The organism is Nocardia farcinica, assembly GCF_029867845.1.
Taxonomy (GTDB): Bacteria; Actinomycetota; Actinomycetes; order Mycobacteriales; family Mycobacteriaceae; genus Nocardia; species Nocardia farcinica_A.
In genome coordinates this window covers 1-1,355 of record NZ_JARWRU010000522.1, presented here as the reverse complement: position 1 = coordinate 1,355, position 1,355 = coordinate 1, and the positions used below count along the sequence as shown (strand labels likewise).

Annotated in this window: 1 protein-coding gene; it reads right to left on the bottom strand. The window is 70.1% G+C overall.

What is annotated here, in order from left to right; translation table 11 throughout:
• Nucleotides 1-1,355 (bottom strand): molybdopterin oxidoreductase family protein (locus QH283_RS11305; RefSeq protein ID WP_280502965.1); only part of this gene is annotated, 1,355 nt, incomplete at both ends.

Here is a 1,355-nt window from a genome sequence, read left to right as displayed (position 1 = left end):
TTCGTTGGCCGCCCGACCGTGCCCGTCCGGCTCGTGCCCGGCGGGGGTGTCCCAGTAGCCGTAGTGGAACGGCAGGAACAGCACACCGGGACGGATGCCGCTGACCCGCAGCCGGGCGGTGACCGAGCCGCGCGGTGTGGTGACGCACAGCAGGTCGCCCTCGTCGAAGTCGTGGCGCCGGGCGTCCTCGTCGGACATCTCCACCCACACCTGTGGTGCGGCGGCCTGCAACTGCGGCGCCCGTCCGGTCTTGGTGCGGGTGTGGAAGTGGTAGAGGGTGCGGCCGGTCACCAGGTGCAGCGGGTAGTCGTCGGAGACGGTCTCGTGCGGCGGCAGATATTCGGCCGCTTTGATGATCGCCTTGCCCGCCGGGTTCATCGCGCGATACTCGGTCGGCTCCAGCGGCGCGCCGGTGATCAGGTCCCTGCCGTAGCTCTCGCAGTAGTCCGGGTCGGCGAAGAAGGCGCCGTCGGCGTAGAGGCGTTCAGTGCCGTCGGGGTGTTCGGCGGTGCACGGCCACTGGATGCCGCCACGTTCGCGCAGCATGTCATAGGACAGACCGGTGTAGTCGCACGGTCGCCCGGCCGAGCACCGCTGCCACGCCTGGAACGCTTCTTCGGGGGTGCGCCACTTCACCAGTGGCGCGCCGTCCTTGTCGGTCAGGTCGAGCCGACGGGCGTAGTCGAGGAAGATGTCCAGGTCGGGGCGGGCTTGCCCGGGCGGGTCGACCGCCCGTTCCGACAGATGCACGGTGCGGTCGGCATTGGTGAACGTCCCCGTCTTCTCGCCCCAGGTGGCGGCGGGCAGCACCACGTCGGCCAGCTGCGCGGTCTCGGACAGGAAGATGTCCTGCACGACCAGGAACAGGCGGTCCTGGCCGAGGATGCCGCGCACCCGTGCCAGTTCCGGCAGCGACACCGCCGGATTGGTGCCGCTGACATACAGCAAGCGGATCGATCCGTCCTCCACGTAGCGCATCATCTGCATGAGATGGGTGGGGGCGCTGTAGTGCGGGATGCGCATCGGGTCGATGTGCCACACCTCGGCCAGTTCGCGCACGTGCGCGTCGTTCGCCCAGTTGCGGAAGCCGGGCAGGTCGCCGTCTGCGCCGCACTCGCGGGTGTTCTGGGCGGTGGGCTGACCGTTCATCTGCAGGATTCCGCAGCCGGGCCGGCCGAGCATGCCGCGCAGCAGGTGCACGTTGTTGACCTGGACCGCCGCCGCGGTGGCCTGATGGGACTGGTAGAAGCCCTGCAACACCGTCGACAGCAGCCGCCGGGCGGTGCCGAGCAGCCGGGCCGCCGCGCGCAGGTCGGCCACCGGCACATCGCAGATCTCGGCGGCCTTCTCCGGCG